Annotated in this window: 16 protein-coding genes; 5 read left to right on the forward strand and 11 right to left on the reverse strand. The window is 62.0% G+C overall.

Annotated features, from left to right (window positions below; genetic code table 11):
- Positions 1 to 3: 3 nt before the first annotated feature.
- Positions 4 to 1,386 (forward strand): ATP-binding protein, encoded by a 1,383-nt coding sequence (locus tag ABN482_RS13855; RefSeq protein ID WP_349504533.1) that lies wholly within the window; start codon positions 4 to 6, stop codon positions 1,384 to 1,386.
- A gap of 41 nt (positions 1,387 to 1,427) precedes the next feature.
- On the opposite strand, the gene trmD is transcribed toward ABN482_RS13855, so the two are convergent.
- From trmD to rpsP, 3 genes are read right to left on the reverse strand one after another with little or no spacing between them, the layout of a single operon-like run.
- Positions 1,428 to 2,195 carry a tRNA (guanosine(37)-N1)-methyltransferase TrmD gene (gene trmD, locus ABN482_RS13860; protein ID WP_349504534.1) on the reverse strand — a complete coding sequence of 256 codons (768 nt, stop codon included), beginning with the start codon at positions 2,193 to 2,195 and terminating at the stop codon, positions 1,428 to 1,430.
- Positions 2,196 to 2,216: 21 nt separating this feature from the next.
- On the reverse strand, positions 2,217 to 2,771 hold the full coding sequence (rimM, locus tag ABN482_RS13865; RefSeq protein ID WP_349504549.1) for a ribosome maturation factor RimM: 555 nt from the start codon (positions 2,769 to 2,771) through the stop codon (positions 2,217 to 2,219).
- Position 2,772: 1 nt separating this feature from the next.
- The gene (gene rpsP / locus ABN482_RS13870) at positions 2,773 to 3,030 is read right to left on the reverse strand and encodes a 30S ribosomal protein S16 (protein WP_349504535.1); all 258 of its coding nucleotides are present in this window, start codon (positions 3,028 to 3,030) and stop codon (positions 2,773 to 2,775) included.
- Between the two features lie 311 nt (positions 3,031 to 3,341).
- Here rpsP and ABN482_RS13875 point away from each other — a divergent pair, with 311 nt between their 5' ends.
- On the forward strand, positions 3,342 to 4,121 hold the full coding sequence (locus ABN482_RS13875; RefSeq protein WP_349504536.1) for a TadE/TadG family type IV pilus assembly protein: 780 nt from the start codon (positions 3,342 to 3,344) through the stop codon (positions 4,119 to 4,121).
- Between the two features lie 25 nt (positions 4,122 to 4,146).
- On the opposite strand, the gene ftsB is transcribed toward ABN482_RS13875, so the two are convergent.
- The 4 genes from ftsB to pyrG are packed head-to-tail and all read right to left on the reverse strand — an operon-like array spanning position 4,147 to position 8,347.
- Positions 4,147 to 4,437 carry a cell division protein FtsB gene (ftsB, locus tag ABN482_RS13880; protein WP_349504537.1) on the reverse strand — a complete coding sequence of 97 codons (291 nt, stop codon included), beginning with the start codon at positions 4,435 to 4,437 and terminating at the stop codon, positions 4,147 to 4,149.
- A 24-nt stretch (positions 4,438 to 4,461) separates the two neighbouring features.
- Positions 4,462 to 5,748 (reverse strand): phosphopyruvate hydratase, encoded by a 1,287-nt coding sequence (gene eno, locus ABN482_RS13885; RefSeq protein ID WP_349504538.1) that lies wholly within the window; start codon positions 5,746 to 5,748, stop codon positions 4,462 to 4,464.
- A gap of 51 nt (positions 5,749 to 5,799) precedes the next feature.
- Positions 5,800 to 6,651: a 3-deoxy-8-phosphooctulonate synthase gene (kdsA, locus tag ABN482_RS13890; RefSeq protein ID WP_349504539.1), complete on the reverse strand. Its 852-nt coding sequence runs from the start codon at positions 6,649 to 6,651 to the stop codon at positions 5,800 to 5,802.
- A 19-nt stretch (positions 6,652 to 6,670) separates the two neighbouring features.
- Positions 6,671 to 8,347 (reverse strand): CTP synthase, encoded by a 1,677-nt coding sequence (gene pyrG / locus ABN482_RS13895; RefSeq protein WP_349504540.1) that lies wholly within the window; start codon positions 8,345 to 8,347, stop codon positions 6,671 to 6,673.
- A 189-nt stretch (positions 8,348 to 8,536) separates the two neighbouring features.
- Here pyrG and ABN482_RS13900 point away from each other — a divergent pair, with 189 nt between their 5' ends.
- Both ABN482_RS13900 and upp read left to right on the forward strand, forming a co-directional pair.
- Positions 8,537 to 10,183 carry an electron transfer flavoprotein-ubiquinone oxidoreductase gene (locus ABN482_RS13900; RefSeq protein ID WP_349504541.1) on the forward strand — a complete coding sequence of 549 codons (1,647 nt, stop codon included), beginning with the start codon at positions 8,537 to 8,539 and terminating at the stop codon, positions 10,181 to 10,183.
- 134 nt (positions 10,184 to 10,317) lie between these two features.
- The gene (gene upp / locus ABN482_RS13905) at positions 10,318 to 10,950 is read left to right on the forward strand and encodes a uracil phosphoribosyltransferase (RefSeq protein WP_349504542.1); all 633 of its coding nucleotides are present in this window, start codon (positions 10,318 to 10,320) and stop codon (positions 10,948 to 10,950) included.
- Positions 10,951 to 11,033: 83 nt separating this feature from the next.
- Here upp and ABN482_RS13910 read toward each other — a convergent pair whose 3' ends face one another.
- Complete coding sequence (locus ABN482_RS13910; RefSeq protein WP_349504550.1) at positions 11,034 to 11,507, reverse strand: PaaI family thioesterase; 474 nt, start codon at positions 11,505 to 11,507, stop codon at positions 11,034 to 11,036.
- A 110-nt stretch (positions 11,508 to 11,617) separates the two neighbouring features.
- Between ABN482_RS13910 and ABN482_RS13915 the strand changes: the two genes are divergently transcribed.
- Positions 11,618 to 12,961, forward strand: coding sequence for an aminotransferase-like domain-containing protein (locus ABN482_RS13915; protein WP_349504543.1), 1,344 nt, complete (start codon positions 11,618 to 11,620; stop codon positions 12,959 to 12,961).
- Between the two features lie 75 nt (positions 12,962 to 13,036).
- Here the strand turns inward: ABN482_RS13915 and gcvH are convergent, their stop codons facing one another.
- The 3 genes from gcvH to ABN482_RS13930 all read right to left on the reverse strand — a co-directional run.
- Entirely contained in the window at positions 13,037 to 13,408 is a 372-nt protein-coding gene (gcvH, locus tag ABN482_RS13920; protein ID WP_349504544.1) for a glycine cleavage system protein GcvH, read from the reverse strand.
- Positions 13,409 to 13,421: 13 nt separating this feature from the next.
- A complete protein-coding gene (locus ABN482_RS13925; protein ID WP_349504545.1) occupies positions 13,422 to 14,039 on the reverse strand; it encodes a superoxide dismutase in 618 nt (205 codons plus the stop codon).
- Positions 14,040 to 14,255: 216 nt separating this feature from the next.
- Positions 14,256 to 14,624: NAD(P)/FAD-dependent oxidoreductase (locus tag ABN482_RS13930; RefSeq protein WP_349504546.1), on the reverse strand; the 369-nt coding region annotated here is incomplete at its 5' end.

Here is a 14,624-nt window from a genome sequence, read left to right on the forward strand (position 1 = left end):
ACCATGCATTCGTTGCGACTGCGACTGACACTCAGCCTGTTCCTCACGCTGTTCCTGTTCTGGATTGCCGGTTTTGCCTATCAATCGGTCCAGCTCAATCGCACGCAAAGCAGCCAGTGGGACGCCATTCTCCAGGACATCGGCCTGCAGATGCTGGCCACGCTGTCGCATGACGTCCTCTACACAGACGATGCCTCGGCCATGCCACTGGTGGACCCGGCCGACCTGGGTGCCCTGCCCGCGGAACAGATCACATTCCAGGTCTGGGAAGTCGGCACGGGTCGCCTGTTGCTGCGCTCGACCACGGCACCGGATACCCCACTGAATGCGAGCTTCCATACCGGCTTCTCGGTACACAACCTGCCCGATTCCGGCGGCTGGCGGGTCTACAGCGTTTCCGACAAGGGACATCGCTTCCAGGTGCAGGTGGCACGCTCCCACGATCTCCTGCGCAAGGATTACCTGCACTGGGTCAAGGGGTCGCTGATCTTCACCCTGTTGATCATGCTGCTGCAGATCCTGATTGTCTGGATCGTCGTGCGCCGCTCCTTCAAGCCTGTGGACAGCATCCGCACCACCCTGCAGACACGCGACCCTTTCGATCTGACTCCGCTGCCCCCCACCCGCCTGCCCACCGAACTCAGCCCGCTGATCGAAGCCGTCAACCAATTGCTGCGCCGTCTCAAGACCGCGCTCGACCGGGAACGCCACTTCATCGCCGATACGGCACATGAACTGCGCACGCCGCTGGCTGCACTGAGCACGCAGGCCGAGATCGCGGCACGCAGCCGCAACCCCGAAGACACGGAAAAGGCGCTGCAAAAACTGCTGGCCACAGCGCAGACCACCAGCCGCCTGGCCGAGCAATTCCTGGCGCAGGCACGCCTGGATACCATCCAGTCCTGCGAAGCCCCTTGCCAGACTGACGTTCCGCTGCACCAGATTGCCACTGTCGTGGCCCGCGACCTCGAGTCGAGCGCCCGCCGCAAGCAACAGCGCATTACGCTGTTGCTTGAGCCCTGCCTGGTGAACGGACACATGGATGCACTGGGCGTACTGCTGCGCAATCTGCTGGAAAATGCATTGCGTTATACCCCGGAGCAAGGCCGGATCGAAGTCATCTGTCGCATGGCCCCTGACCAGCGCGTCGAACTGAGCGTCGCCGACAATGGCCCCGGCATTCCCGAAAGTGAACATGAGCGCATCTTCGAGCGTTTTTACCGGCTGGCCAATACACCCGTACCCGGCAGTGGTATCGGCCTATCACTGGTACAGCGGATCGCCCACTGGCACCAGGCAGATATTCAGTGCAGTACAGGGCTGGAAGGCAAGGGATTCAGGATATGCATCCGGTTCGGCACCGTGCAACAGGACACATCAAGGTAGGATCAGGGCGATTGATACGCCCTTAGGCATATCGTCGATACCTAGCGCCTGCCGCCGGGCAGGCCAGCAAGCCAACGCTCGTCATCTGAGGTCAGCCAACCCTGGCTGCGTGCACGCTCGATCAGATCGGGACGCCGCCCGGCTGTCAGCGTCAGCGACTGTCGGCGTCGCCAGAGCGCAATCTGCGCGTGATGACCGGACAGCAGTTCGGCGGGCACCGACTCGCCCTCATGGATTTCAGGCCGCGTGTAGTGCGGACTATCCAGCAGACCTGACAACGCCCCATTGAACGAATCAAAGCGTGCCGAGTCTGCATCATTGAGTACACCGGGCAAGAGCCGCACCACGGCATCCATCAGCGCCATGGCCGGAATTTCGCCGCCCGACAGGACAAAATCACCCAGCGATAGCTCGATATCCACTTCCCGGTCAATGAAACGCTGGTCAATGCCTTCATAGCGTCCGCAGACCAGGATGGCCCCCTCCCCTTCGGAAAGGGACTGCGCCACGCCTTGATCGAAACGACGCCCCGTAGGCGTGAACAGCACGACCGGCGCATTACCCCGCATCGATGCGCGCGCTTGCCGGGCAGCCGCGACAGCCTGATGCAACGGTTCGACCATCATGACCATGCCAGGTCCGCCCCCATAAGGGCGATCGTCCACGGTACGATGGGCATCCTGCGTGAAGTCTCGCGGGTTCCAGGGGTGCAGTTGCCAGATCCCCTGGCGGTGCGCCCGCCCTGTCACGCCCAGATCACGAATCGGATCGAACATGGCAGGAAACAGGGTGATCAGATCAAAACGCATGGCAAGCCGCCAGATCGGGACTCAAAAGTCGGCAGGCCAGTTGGTATCGATGCGCCTGGCTGCCATATCCACGGCCAGCACATGCGCATCGACGAAAGGCACCAATGTGCCATTGCTGACCTTGAGCACGGAATGAGCACCATTGTCCATGACCTCATCGACGGTGCCGAGCTGCACGACCGCCCCGGCATCGTCCTGGCCGAACAAGGCACAGCCAATCAGGTCGACCCAGTAATACTCGCCCTCCGCAGGCTGCGGAAAGGCGCTGCGGGGAATATGCACAGTGGCACCGCGCAGGGCCTCTGCACCATCCCGGTCCGCACAACCCTCAAGTTGCGCAACCACGCTGGCGCTGTGACCTCGTGCAGCCATCACCTTGTAGGCAACAGGAGTGCAAGCAGACGCAGCAGCATGCGCCGAGGGCGCTATCCACCACGTCTTTGCCTTGAGCAGGCTATCGAACTGCTGCGAGTGGGGCGCGATCTTGAGCCAGCCGCGCACACCGTAGGCCGAAAGAATTCGGCCCAGCTCTACCAGATCATCAGGCACCGACTCGCCGCTGCCTGCTTGAACGATCTCAGGCGGCAGCAACTTGAGCGGCTTGCTCTTTGACCAGACGGACAACGGCCGGCGACAGTTGTGCGCCGTTGCTCTTCCAGTATTCCAGGCGCTCCAGCGCAATGCGCAGACGCTCTTGGCCTTCGTTGGCCACCGGGTTGTAGAAGCCTACACGCTCAATGAAGCGGCCATCGCGACGATTGCGCGAATCGGCTGCAACAACGTTGTAGAAAGGACGCTTTTTCGAGCCGCCGCGGGACAGGCGAATCACCACCATAGGTAATTCCTTAAAAAAATGTTAGAAAACCGCTAATTCTAGCACATGTGCAGCCCATATTGCAGGGCAACGTGCTCATACAACGCACGAGCAGGCAAATTTGCATGCATCCAGCACTTGACTTGCGTGGCACCGCCAGCAGTTTAGCGCGAATCGTCCGGCTTGCCTTGTCTGCACCCATCTGTCGTGTCATGACGACACATCGCCGCACACATGGATCGCACAAACAGGCAAGAGCTGTCATTTCTGACAGGCGACAACCCACGCAGGAACAGGCAGACTGGTCTTTTCTCCGGCAGGATCACGCCATCATGTCCCATTCCCCACCACCGCACCATCGCGGTGCCGGCACGCTCGAATTCACCCTGGCGGCCCTGCCGCTCCTGGGCATGGGCATGCTGGTGGCCGAAACCGCCCACTGGCACCAGCAGCGCCTGCTGCTGCGCCACGCCCTGCATGAGTCGGCGCGCGCAGGCAGCACCGCCGCCGCCTCGCCAGAGACCATTCGCGCTGCCTTTCTCGCCAGCCTGCCCACGCCGTTGCGCCAGCATATGGCAACGGCAACACAGTGGCAGCTACAGGTACTATCGCCCTCATCAGACAGCCACGCCGACTTCAGCCAGCACGATCCAGTCCAGGCGCACACACCAGTCATCCGACATGATTACCAGCAGGAACAACACCATACCCGCCTGGCGCAGGGCTGGCCGGACGGGCGCGGCCCTCATTCCGGACAGACCATATTCGAGGCCAACACACTGCACCTGGCCCTGGACTACCCGCATCGCCCCTGGCTGCCCGGCCTGCCTGCCGTGCCGATCCACGTCGAGGTGCGGGTCGGCATGCAATCGCATGCACGTCATTGGCCGGAACACGGCACGGCATCGTCAACAGACCAACAAGGCACACCGCCTCCTTCCCCCGTTGTGCCGACACGCTGGCCTGCCACCACGCCCACCAATGCTGGCACGACCGCCCCCACGACATCGACCGGGACAGCCGCACAGACGGGTACCGCCACACCTATCGGAATGGATGAGCCATTATGCGGCATTGCATTGTGCTGCGGCACTGAAAAAGGTACCACTTGACGGAGCTGGCCACCAGCCCAGGCCATCAAGGGGCCGGCGAAGCTGCACCGGGAAGAATCTGGACGAATATCTCGTTTTTGTTTTGCATGCCCAGATCGATACGGGCGTGCTCTTCGGCCGCTTCCGTACCATCCTGCAGGTCGCTGACTTCGGCGGTCAGTGCTGCATTGCGCTGGCGCAGGCCTTCATTGACCTGCTGCAGCGCAGCCAGATCCTCGCGCAGCACCCAAACCCGAGTCCAGCTGCCATTGCCGAGCCAGAGTGGATACTGGATCAGCAGCAGCAGCGTCAGCAGGACGAGCAGGATGGGGCGCAAGATGGATCAGTCCCGAGGATAGGATCAGCGCAGGTTGTAGAACGCTTCGCGACCGGGATAGCTGGCCACTTCGGCCAGTTCTTCCTCGATGCGCAGCAACTGGTTGTACTTGGCCATACGATCCGAGCGCGACAGCGAACCGGTCTTGATCTGCATGGCGTTGGTCGCCACGGCGATATCGGCGATGGTCGAATCCTCGGTTTCGCCCGAGCGATGCGAGACCACGGCAGTATAACCAGCACGTTTGGCCATCTCGATGGCGGCGAAGGTTTCTGACAACGTGCCAATCTGGTTGATCTTGATCAGGATGGAGTTGGCCACGCCCTGCTCGATGCCCTGCTTGAGGATGCGGGTATTAGTCACGAACAGGTCGTCCCCTACCAGTTGCACCTTGCGACCCAGTTGCTCGGTCAACAGCTTCCAGCCGTCCCAGTCGTTTTCGGCCATGCCATCTTCGATCGAGATGATCGGGTACTTGTCGACCCAGGTTTCCAGCAGATTGGCGAACTCCTGCGAGGTCAGGCTGATGCCGCCCTCGCCCGCCAGATGGTATTTGCCGTCACGGTAGAACTCGGAGCTGGCGCAATCCAGGCCCAGCGCAATCTGCGAACCGGCTTCGTAGCCTGCGCGTTCGATGGCGGTCAGAATCAGTTGGATAGCCGCCTCGTGGCTGGCCACGTTGGGTGCAAAGCCACCTTCGTCACCCACGGCAGTGGACATACCCTGGTCATGGATCAGCTTCTTGAGTGCATGGAATACTTCGGCACCCATGCGCAGCGCCTCGCGGAAGCTGGAGGCCCCCACCGGCAGGATCATGAATTCCTGCAGGTCGAGCGTGTTGTTGGCATGCGCACCACCGTTGATCACGTTCATCATGGGCACCGGCATGCTGACCGGACCACTGCCACCGAAATAGCGGTACAGCGACAGCCCTGCTTCGTCGGCAGCGGCACGTGCCACGGCCATGCTGACGGCCAGGATGGCGTTGGCACCCAGGCGATCCTTGTTTTCGGTGCCATCAAGCTCGATCAGCGTGCGGTCGATGAACGTCTGCTCCTGGGCATCCAGGCCCATCAGTGCTTCGGAAATTTCGGTATTGAGGTTTTCGACCGCCGTGAGCACGCCCTTGCCGAGGTAGCGCGCCTTGTCACCATCACGCAACTCGACGGCTTCACGGGTGCCCGTGGAGGCACCGGACGGCACCGAGGCACGGCCCATCGCACCGGATTCAAGCAGCACGTCACACTCGACCGTGGGATTGCCGCGGGAATCCAGGATTTCGCGACCGATGATGTCAACAATAGCGCTCATAGGAGTCATTCCTCAAAAAAGTTAATCCAGGGTCCAGCACCGTATCCGGCACTAGAAATTCTGTTCCAGCAGCGGACGCTGCTTGACGATGCGATCCAGGGCCACCAGGGATTCGAGCAGTTCGCCCATGCGCGCCAGCGGCACGGCATTGGGGCCGTCGGACAGCGCCTGGGCCGGATCCGGGTGGGTTTCCATGAACAGGCCGGCCACACCGACAGCGACCGCTGCGCGCGCCAGCACCGGCACGAACTCGCGTTGCCCGCCGGATGACGTACCCTGCCCACCGGGCAACTGCACCGAGTGGGTGGCATCGAACACGACCGGGCAGTCGGTCTCGCGCATGATGGCCAGCGAACGCATGTCCGAGACCAGGTTGTTGTAGCCAAACGAGGCACCACGCTCACACACCATGATGGTGCTGCCGTCGCCGCCAGCATCAATGGCTGCCGCGCGCGCCTTGTCGGCGACATGCTTCATGTCATGCGGTGCCAGGAACTGGCCCTTCTTGATGTTGACCGGCTTGAGCGTAGCCGCACAGGCACGGATGAAATCCGTCTGCCGGCAAAGAAAGGCCGGCGTCTGCAGTACATCGACGACGGCTGCGACATCGGCAACCTGGTTGATGTCATGCACATCGGTCAGCACCGGCACGCCCAGTTCCGCACGCACATCGGCGAGTATCTGCAGCCCGGCATCCTGGCCGGGACCGCGATACGATGTCCCGGAACTGCGATTGGCCTTGTCGAAGGAGCTCTTGTAGATGAATGGAACGCCCAGCGAGGCGCACAATTCCTTGAGCGCACCCGCCGTATCGAACGCCATCTGCCGGGATTCGATCACGCACGGCCCGGCGATCAGGAAAAAGGGATGTTCCAGGCCTACCGGAAAACCGCACAGTTGCATATCCGCTCCTAGGGATGAATCAGGACACGTCCTGCGATGCTTCGCGCTCGCGTGCCGCCTTGCCTGCCTGAAGTTCGATCGCGGCATTCAGGTAGCTGGAAAACAGCGGATGCCCGTCGCGCGGCGTGGACGTGAATTCCGGATGGAACTGCACGCCCATGAACCAGGGGTGGTCGGGCAGCTCCATGATTTCCGGCAGGTTCTCGGTCGGCGTACGTGCGCTGATCACCAGCCCTGCGGCTTCCAGCTTGGGCACATAGACGTTGTTGACTTCGTACCGGTGGCGATGGCGCTCATTGACCTCGGGACCGTAGATGCGGAAGGCCCGCGTATCCGGCTTGACCGGGCAGCGCTGGGCCCCCTTGCGCATGGTGCCGCCCAGGTCGGAATCGGCATCGCGATGCTCGACCCGACCCTCACGGTCGGTCCATTCGTTGATCAGTGCCACGACAGGATGCAGGGTATCATGGTCGAATTCGGTGCTATTTGCACCGCTCAGGCCGGCCTTGTTGCGGGCGAACTCGATCACGGCCAGTTGCATGCCCAGGCAGATGCCCAGATAGGGCACCTTGTTTTCGCGGGCATAGCGGATCGCGGCCATCTTGCCTTCGGTACCGCGCTTGCCGAAACCGCCAGGCACCAGGATGGCATCGAGATGGGCCAGTTGATCGGTGCCGCGCTCCTCGATATCTTCGGAATCGATATACTCGATCACGACCTTGGCACGTGCATGAATACCCGCATGCTTGAGCGCTTCGGTCAGGGACTTGTAGGATTCGGTCAGGTCGACATACTTGCCTACCATGCCGATCAGCACTTCGCGCTCCGGGTTTTCCTGTGCATGGACCAGATCGTTCCACATCGACAGGTCGGCAGCCGGCGGATTGAGATTGAGCGCTTCGCAGATCAGGTCATCAAACTTCTGGTCGTGCAGCATGGCAGGAATCTTGTAGATCGAATCCACATCCCAGACCGAGATGACGGCATCGGCCGGCACGTTCGAAAACATCGAGATCTTGGCACGCTCATCTTCCGGAATCCGGCGGTCGGCCCGGCACAACAGCGCATCAGGCGTGATGCCGATTTCGCGCAGGTGCTTGACGGAGTGCTGGGTCGGCTTGGTCTTGAGCTCGCCTGCCGACGGAATGTAAGGCACCAGGGTCAGGTGCACGAACGCCGTATTGCCACGCCCCAGGCGCAGCGCCATCTGACGTGCAGCCTCCAGGAACGGCAGCGACTCGATGTCACCCACCGTACCGCCGATTTCGATGATGGCCACATCCGCCTTGCCGTCCCAGGCCGAGGCGGCACCGCGCATGATGAAATCCTGGATCTCGTTGGTGATGTGCGGGATCACCTGCACCGTCTTGCCGAGATAGTCGCCGCGGCGCTCCTTGCGCAGCACCGACTCATAGATCCGGCCAGTGGTGAAGTTGTTGGCGCGGCGCATCTTGGTGGAGATGAAGCGCTCGTAGTGCCCCAGGTCGAGATCGGTCTCGGCACCGTCTTCGGTCACGAAGACCTCGCCGTGCTGGAACGGGCTCATGGTGCCCGGATCGACGTTGATGTAGGGATCGAGCTTGAGCATGGTCACCTGCAGACCACGCGACTCAAGGATGGCAGCCAGTGAGGCGGCTGCGATCCCTTTGCCCAGGGAAGACACGACACCGCCAGTCACGAATACGTATTTGGTCATCTTTGGAAACGCCCGTCTGAATCGGGCGTGAACAGGAAATTTGGATTATAACCGGCTTGCCCTGCCTGGGCGATCCCTGAAACGTCCCGTTTCGCTCCCGGCTCCTGCGTGAATCCCCCCTTCGGCAATGGCGAAGCCAGCCGTTGCGCCGGTGCAATACAATGGCGAAAATTTCTAGGAGAGCGGGATATGTCTCAACGCGAGTCGATGGAATACGATGTCGTCATCGTCGGTGGCGGTCCAGGTGGCCTGGCCACGGCCATCCGCCTCAAGCAACTGGCCGGCGAACGCAACGCCGAGATCAGCGTCTGTGTACTTGAAAAAGGTGCCGAACTGGGTGCGCACATCCTGTCTGGTGCCGTGATGGATCCGGGTGCCCTGACGGAGCTGCTGCCTGACTGGAAGGAAACCGGCGCACCGCTGGACACGCCAGTCACGGAAGACCGCTTCCTTTTCCTGAGCCAGACAGGTGCACGCAGCACCCCCAACTGGATGCTGCCCGCCTGTTTTCACAACCGGGGCAACTACATCGTCCGCCTGGGCGATGTAGTGCGCTGGCTGGGCGAGCAGGCCGAAGCACTCGGCGTCGATATCTTTCCCGGCTTTGCCGCCTGTGAGGTGCTCTATACCGACGACGGCAAGGTACGCGGCGTCGCCACCGGCGATGTGGGCGTGGCCCGCGACGGCAGCCACACGCCGGGCTACCAGCCAGGCATGGAACTGCTGGCCCGCTACACCATCTTTGCCGAAGGGGCGCGCGGCCAACTGGGCCGCCAGTTGATCGAGCGCTATGGACTGGACAAGGATGCCGACCCGCAGAGCTATGGCATCGGCATCAAGGAACTGTGGGAAATCGACCCTGCCCGCTCGCAGCCCGGCCTGGTGGTCCACACGGCAGGCTGGCCGCTCGACACCGACACCTATGGCGGCTCCTTCCTGTACCACCTCAAGGACAACCTGGTCGCGGTCGGACTGGTCATCGGCCTGGACTATGCCAACCCCTGGCTATCCCCCTTCGAAGAATTCCAGCGCTACAAGACGCATCCGGCCATCCGCCCCTTCTTTGAAGGGGGTCGCCGCATTGCCTACGGCGCACGGGCGCTGACTGCCGGCGGCCTGCTGTCGTTGCCGAAGCTGGTCTTCCCGGGCGGTGCACTGGTCGGCTGCGAAGCCGGGTTCATGAATGTTTCCCGCATCAAGGGCAGCCACGCAGCCATCAAGTCCGGCATGATGGCTGCCGAGGCTGCCTTTGACGCGCTCACGGCTGATCGCAGCCATGACGACCTGGCAGCCTACCCGGCCGCTTTCCAGCAATCCTGGCTGCATTCGGAACTGCACAAGGCACGCAACTTCAAGCAGTGGTTCAAGAAGGGCCGCACCATCGCCACGCTGATGACGGGTGTAGAGCAATTGCTGCTGCGCGGAAACATCCCGTGGACCCTGCATCGCACCAAACCCGACCACGCCTGTCTGCGGCCGGCGGCGGAATGCCCCCCGATCGAGTATCCCAAGCCCGACGGCGTGCTGACGTTCGATCGGCTGAGCTCGGTCTTTCTCTCGAACACCAACCACGAAGAAAACCAGCCCATCCACCTCACGCTCAAGAACCCGGCGGTTCCGGTCGACATCAACCTGGCCCGCTATGCCGGCCCGGAGGCCCGCTACTGCCCTGCCGGGGTCTATGAATTCGTCGCCGGGGAGGATGGCGCGGAACGGCTGCAGATCAATGCCCAGAACTGCGTGCACTGCAAGACCTGTGACATCAAGGACCCTACCCAGAATATCGTCTGGGTCGCGCCGCAGGGCGGCGAGGGTCCGGTCTACTCGGGCATGTAGCCCTTTCCCTGTTCCGCCGGGGCCGGCCTTCCGCGCCCCCGGCCCTGGCGGGCATGTAAAATGCCACCATCGGCAGCCGGCTCCGACCCGGACATGCCATTGACCCTGCCAGCCTTGTTGCACCAGACCTCGCCATGCCCATTCACGAAATCCGCCATCCCCTCGTCCGCCACAAGCTCGGCCTGATGCGCCGTGCCGATCTCAGCACAAAAAGCTTTCGTGAACTGTCACAGGAGGTCGGCGCACTGCTGACCTACGAAGCCGTAAAGGACCTGCCGCTCGAACCCGTGACCATCCGGGGCTGGGCCGGCGATGTCGAGGTCGAAAAGCTCTCCGGCAAGAAAGTCACGGTCGTGCCCATCCTGCGAGCCGGCATCGGCATGCTCGACGGCGTGCTCACGCTGATTCCCGGTGCCCGTGTCAGCGTGGTCGGCATCGCCCGCAACGAGGAAACCCTCGAAGCCCAGACCTACATGGAACGACTGGTCGGTGAACTGGACCAGCGCCTAGCGCTGGTCATCGATCCCATGCTGGCCACGGGTGGCTCCATGGTCGCCACCATCGACCTGCTCAAGCGCGCCGGCTGCCGCGAGATCCGTGCCCTGGTGCTGGTGGCTGCGCCTGAAGGCATCGAACGCGTCACCACGGCGCACCCCGACGTGACCATCTACGCGGCCTCCATTGACGACAAGCTCAATGAAAACGGTTATATCCTGCCCGGCCTGGGTGATGCCGGTGATCGCATCTTCGGTACCAAGCAACATTGATCCCATGAATGCCGGAAGCGACGGGTCTGCTTCCGGCACGCAAGCATACAGGCTCGGCAACAGACATCGATCTGCTTGCCGGTTTAGCTTGTCCTTCCTGAATGTCCGTGCACCTGCCCGCCCCGCAGCGTCATGACCGCACTAGCAACACTCGCAACCTGTTTGCCATCTTCACGCAGGATATCGCAGCGATAGTGACTTACGGTGCGTCCGCGGTGCTCGATCCGGGCATGCGCCAACAGACGCCCACGCCAGACCGGGCGCAAAAACGTCGCTTTCAGATCGATGCTGGCGAAACTTTCGCCTTCGGCCATCAGAGTCGAGTGCGCAGTCCCGATGGCCGCGTCCGCCAGCTCGCACAGCATCCCGCCATGCACCGTCCCCTGCTGGTTGCCATGAAGCGCGGCGTCGGCGTCGAACGCAATCGTCGCCGTGCCTTCATCGACCACCACGATACTGAATCCCAGCAACTGTGAGATCGCCGTCGGATACTGCATATGGGTAGCATCCTCCGGCATCAAGCGACCGGCCACCGCTCTCTGCAGATATTCAAGCACCGGCAAGTGTGTTCCTGTCCGAGTCATAGAGGTCTCCTTTTGATATCGGGTCAGGCCAGCATAATGACGTAGACTATGACAATCAAAAAATTGTCCTGCGTACACGTCGCATGCCTCGTCATTCCGTCGCCGCCCTGATCGAAGCACTGGCCACCCGCATCCGCGAAGGCCACCTGCCGCCCGGAACGCAATTGCCAACGCACAGACAACTGGCGGCCCGGCACGGACTGGCCCTGGCATCTGCCAGCAAAATCTATGCCCGCCTCGGAGAAATGGGGCTGGTCATCGGCGAAACTGGACGCGGCACTTTCGTCAGGGATCATGCCCGGCAACGCGACTGGGACAGCAGCGACGAAGCACGCCTGAATGCCTCGGCTCTTGACCTGTCCTTCAACCATCCAGATCATCCGGAACAGGCCGCATTGCTGCGCGCCATGCTGCGTGAACTGGCCGCAGCCGGAGATCCCGCCAGTCTGCTGCGCCAGCCACCACCGGGTGGACGCATGAGGGAACGTGCCAGTGTCTCGGCGTTCCTGGCCCAGGCGCGCAACATCGAGGCCTCCCCTGAACGGATCTTCCTCGTCAATGGTGCCCAGCAGGGGTTATACATTGCTGCAGCAGCCCTGCTCGCACCTCACGACCGGCTGGCCGCCGACGCCTTGACCTACCCGGGATTACGGATGCTCGCTGCGGCACAGCACCTCGAGGTCATGCCTATTCCCAGCCTGCCGGACGGGCCGGATCTGGCAACCCTCGATCGACTGTGCAGGCAACACCGGGTAGGCATGATCCACGCCATGCCTACCCTGCACAACCCCCTCGGCTGGGTACTGTCGCATACACAACGCCTGCAACTGGTCGATATTGCGCGACGGCATGACTGCTGGCTGCTGGAGGATGCAGCATACGCCTACCTGGAAGCCCGGCCACCTCCTGCACTGGCAAGCCTGGCACCGGAAAGGACAATCCATGTATCCAGCCTCTCCAAGAGCCTGGCCAGTGGACTGCGCTTTGGATTCATGGTCGTGCCCGATCGCTGTGCTACCCGGATCAGGGCCACGATACGCGCCGCCTGCTGGAGCTTGCCGGGCATCGTGTCGGCCATGGCTGTCCGCTGGCTGGATAGTGGCACCGTCCTGCGCCAGGAGACTGACTTGCGCAATGAATGGAGCAAGCGGCAGGCGCTGGCCAGGAACATACTGGACGGCATGGACATGACCGCCCATCCCGCAGCCCCTTTCCTATGGCTGCGACTGCCCGAAGGCCTGCGCATGGACAGAATCGCCACGGCACTGGCAACCCGGAACATTGCCGTCTCCAAGGCCGAAGCCTATGCCACGACACACCACGCACCGCATGCGCTGCGACTGGCGCTGGCCTCCATGCCCTTCGAAAAGCTGGGTCCGGCCTTGAGTGAAGTGCGGGCAACGATAGAAGCCTTTCCACCTCAATGAGACGCGCAAGCTTCCCATACAACTCGGGCCGGTGCCTTGCGGCTACCGGCCCGAAATCCTGGATGTGCTATCTACCTAGACAGAGGCCCCATAGGCCTTGGCATCGAGCAGACTGTCGATGTCGGCAGGCCGGTCGGGCCGGATCTTGAATATCCAGGCCTCGTAGGGCGCGGCATTGACCTGCTCCGGCTCTGCTCCCAGCGCATCGTTGAAGGCAACGATCTCACCGCTGATCGGTGCATGGATATCGGAAGCCGCCTTCACCGACTCGACGACACCGGCCACATCGCCAGCCCCCAGTCGTGCCCCCACCTTGACCTCGCCCACGAATACGAGGTCGCCCAGCTGGTCCTGTGCGGGATCACTGATCCCGACCCGACAGACCTCGCCTTCGGGCAGAATCCATTCATGCGTGGCGGCGTAGCGACGATCCTCGGGCAGATTCATGCCGGCACCTCGCTCAGGCAGCCTTGGCGGCCAGGAAACGGCGGGTGACTTCGTCCCAGTTGATCACGCTGTAGAAAGCGGCAATGTAGTCGGGACGACGGTTCTGGTACTTGAGGTAATAGGCATGTTCCCACACATCCAGGCCCAGCACCGGGGTATTGCCGCCCTGCAGGGGGCTGTCCTGGTTGGCAGTGCTTTCAACCACCAGCTTGCCCTGTGCATTGACGCTCAGCCAGGCCCAGCCGCTGCCGAAGCGAGTCAGCGCAGCCTTGGTAAAGGCATCCTTGAAGGCATCGAAACCGCCCAGGTCGGCATCGACCGCACGCGCCAGTTCGGCCGTGGGCTGGCCACCACCGTTGGGGCCCATCACGGTCCAGAACAGCGTGTGGTTGGCATGGCCACCACCGTTGTTGCGCACGGCGGTGCGGATGCCTTCAGGCAGTTTGTCCAGGTGGGCGATCAGTTGATCAACGGGCTGGTCAGCCGACACGCCGGCGCCTTCGAGCGCGGCATTGAGATTGTTGATGTAGGTCTGGTGATGCTTGGTGTGGTGAATTTCCATGGTTTGCGCATCGACGTGGGGATCCAGTGCGTCGTAGGCATAGGGCAGTGCGGGCAAGGTATAGGCCATGTGAAATCTCCGATTTGATGAATGGAAAACGCAATCAGCGAACGAATGATTATCCCCCGTCCGGGATAGAAAACAAAGCATATCCTTATCAGAACATCGATTAATTCTCAATAATGAAAATCAATATCCAGCCTGATAGGCAAGTACGCCTGTCTGTATGTCGGCCAGCACGATACGAACAGCCACTTGCCTGCCGGCATGCAGAGGCAATAGCACCTACAACGCACGCCCGCAGGCCACGGCCGACGACCAGGCCCACTGGAAGTTGTAGCCTCCCAGCCAGCCAGTCATGTCCAGCGCCTCGCCAATGAAGAACAGTCCCGGGACGTTGCGGGCCTGCATGGTTTTCTGGTCGATGCCGCGCGTATCCACGCCACCGCGCATCACCTCGGCCTTTTTGTAACCTGCCGTACCAGATGGCACGAGCTGCCAGCCCTGGGCCTGCCTGCCTGCCTGGCGCAGCGTGGCATCAGACAGGTCGGCCAGGCGACGGCCTGCGTGCTCCGGCATACCCGTCGCAGCCAGCCACGACTCTGCCAGGCGACGCGGCCAATGTGTCGTCAGGGCATTGACCAGCGACTGCCG

It is taken from the genome of Corticimicrobacter sp. (genome assembly GCF_040137905.1).
Classification (GTDB): domain Bacteria; phylum Pseudomonadota; class Gammaproteobacteria; order Burkholderiales; family Burkholderiaceae_B; genus Corticimicrobacter.